This window comes from Psychromonas antarctica (assembly GCF_022267535.1).
Taxonomy (GTDB): Bacteria; Pseudomonadota; Gammaproteobacteria; order Enterobacterales; family Psychromonadaceae; genus Psychromonas; species Psychromonas antarctica.
The window spans coordinates 1-2,627 of record NZ_JAHNZV010000204.1 but is presented as its reverse complement, the minus strand read 5'-3'; the positions used below and the strand labels follow the sequence as shown (position 1 = coordinate 2,627).

Annotated in this window: 2 protein-coding genes; both read right to left on the bottom strand. The window is 40.6% G+C overall.

Annotated features, from left to right (window positions below; all coding sequences use genetic code 11):
- Nucleotides 1-121 precede the first annotated feature (121 nt).
- Nucleotides 122-1,459: an efflux RND transporter permease subunit gene (locus KSO91_RS16910; RefSeq protein ID WP_238744193.1), complete on the bottom strand. Its 1,338-nt coding sequence runs from the start codon at nt 1,457-1,459 to the stop codon at nt 122-124.
- On the bottom strand, nt 1,456-2,627 hold a 1,172-nt coding region (locus KSO91_RS16905; RefSeq protein ID WP_238744192.1), incomplete at its 5' end, for an efflux RND transporter periplasmic adaptor subunit. The genes KSO91_RS16905 and KSO91_RS16910, both read right to left, overlap by 4 nt.

The following is a 2,627-nucleotide window of genomic DNA, read 5'->3' as shown; positions in this document are numbered from 1 at the left end:
AGCCAACCCAGAAAATTACCTGCCATGGAATTATCTAGAAAATAGTGAGTAACGGCTGACTTGCTTTCCAAAAAAGACTGAATTGGGCTAACCGCCCAAGTCAAACTATGCAGCCGTAAGCTCACGGTGAGAACGCTGCTATTGTCGTTAAAACACCAAATACGGTTGCTACTGCAACCGCGTTCACCCCCTTCAAGGCCGCTTCTTTAGGATCTGAATATTTTTGTCTAGCTTGATGAATGCTTTCACCGACAACGATGGCATCATCTACCAAGATGCCCAATACAAGGATCATGCCGAATAATGTTATATCGTTGATACTATAATCTAGGCTAGGAAGGCCCATCATCCAAATAGCACCCGCTAGCGAGATAGGGATGCCCATCGCAACCCAAAGTGCCAACTTAATTTCCAAAAAGAGACTAAGCAAAATGATGACAATGATCAGGCCCTGTAAAGCATTAGAGCTGAGCATGCTTAATTGATTCTTAATGTAGGGTGCCATATCGGCCATCACATCGGTTTTCACACCTATAGGCAGAGTAGGTTGAATGCTAATGAGTTCATTCTTTATCGCTTCGCTAACCCGAAGTAAGTTATCTTTAGTGCTAGTCGACACCAGCAAAGCGATGGCGGTCTCTCCTTGAAATCTAACAATGCTGTCATCTGACTGATAGGTGCGTGTAACCTGAGCAATTTCTCCGAGTGTTACAATCGCGTTAGGGGTCGTAATTATAGGTAAGTTTTGTAACTTCAAAAGGTTGTCCGCATAACTATCTCCCCTAAGAGTAATAGCCCCTGAGGCTGATTTTAGTTCACCACTTCGAAACTCTGTCGACCACTTAACTATTTTCTCTGCTAGCTCTGTTGAATCAAGACCATAACGCTTTAATTTATGTAGATCAGGCTCTATTCGTAATTCTTGTTTGCGCTTGCCAAGGTTCGCTATTTGAGAAATATTGGGGTTATTTTGAAGTTGATTTTTTACTCTGGTGACCACTTTTTGTAATAGATCGTCGTTATTTCCGCCATAAACTAATATAAAGGCCGCTAAATTAGTAAACTCTTCTCTTTGTATCTTGGGGCGCTCTGCAAGCGTAGGAAAGCCATTAATACCTTCTACTCGATTGCGGACATCTTCAATAAGGCGTTCAATATCAACGCCGCTCGCTTTTCTGACGCGTACGATTGAAAACTCAGGCTGTGAGGTACTGATAACACTTTTAACACCCGCTATTCCTCTAATTGCATTTTCTACACGTTGTGTAATACCCTCATCGACTTGTTTCGCTGTCCCACCAGGGTAGGTTACCGTGACGGTGAACTGAGTCGGTGGAATTTGAGGAAAACTCTCAACTCTTAGCGTATTCAGTGATAAAAGCCCAGCAATAAGTGTAAATACCATTAAAAGATTGCTGGCTACCGGGTTATCAATAAACCATTTAGTGACACTACTCATTTGTATTCACCTGCTTCATTAGCTAAGAGCTTTGGTGAAGCCTGTTGGCCTTGCAACATGGAATTAAGGGGAAAACGAACTAACAACCGGTTAATTTCTGGTTTATTTATATATCGGAATTTTATTACATCTGAGCTTTGCTCAATCAGCTCTATTTCCTCCAAAAATAGCTGCCCATCAAGTAAGGTCCATACTTTTCCATCTTGTGTTAGTGCAGAGGATGGCGCATTAACTATATTTTCTATATTTTCACCCTCAAAAATAACATTAACAAACTGATCAGGTAGTAATGGATCTTCACCTGAAAACGGTTTGTTTATATTTAATACTAGGCTTCTTTGCCTCGTTATATCATCAAGAATGGGGGCCAAATACCTGACATGGGCAAGCCACTCTTTTCCAGATGGAGCCGCAACCTTGGCTACTCCACCAACAGAGATTCTACTTTTTAAACGTTGCCAGTTAATGTCTGAGAGCTCTACTTTAACATCAATAGATTCACTGGATATAATCTCAAAAAGAGGCTCTCCGACTTCAACCCACTGACTTGGTGTGACCATTTTTTTTACAACAACTGCAGGGTATGGTGACTTTATATTTGCTTCCTTGAGCATTTGTAATGCGTATTCAAGCTCAGACTTTGCATAGTTTAGCTCTGATTTCGCGGTTAAAATATGAGCATCAAAACTGCCGAAGGGAGACAATTTTGTCTCCCCAGAAATCTTTTTAGCGACGTATTGTTTATGCTTGTAATTTGTCAACTCGAATTCAGCTCGCGAGACCTTTGCTTGCGCACGACTGACCGATACACGATAAGGTTGTGATGATATTTGAACTAACATTTGCAGTTTATTTATACTGTCACCGGGATTTGTATTACCATTAAGCGCAACGACTCTTCCTCCCACAGCTGACTTAACGGCTAATGGCCACCTAGCGATCGTTAAACCCGATACTTTTACCGTTAACGATGAATCACTTGGCAGCACTGCTAACACTGAAACAGTTGGATTTTTTTGCTCTTTATCAGCCTGCTTATTAACTATATCTTCTTCAGAAACGCTCCAAATTAATAAAGCAATACAACTACTTAAGAGTATTCCTTTTAACAAATATTTTTTCACTACTGCTCCATTAAAGTTATCTATTAAATTACACTTCTTTATAT

Bases quoted from the DNA above. Each gene is read 5' to 3' on its own strand.
- KSO91_RS16910 (WP_238744193.1), bottom strand. From the start codon at position 1,459: ATGAGTAGTGTCACTAAATGGTTTATTGATAACCCGGTAGCCAGCAAT.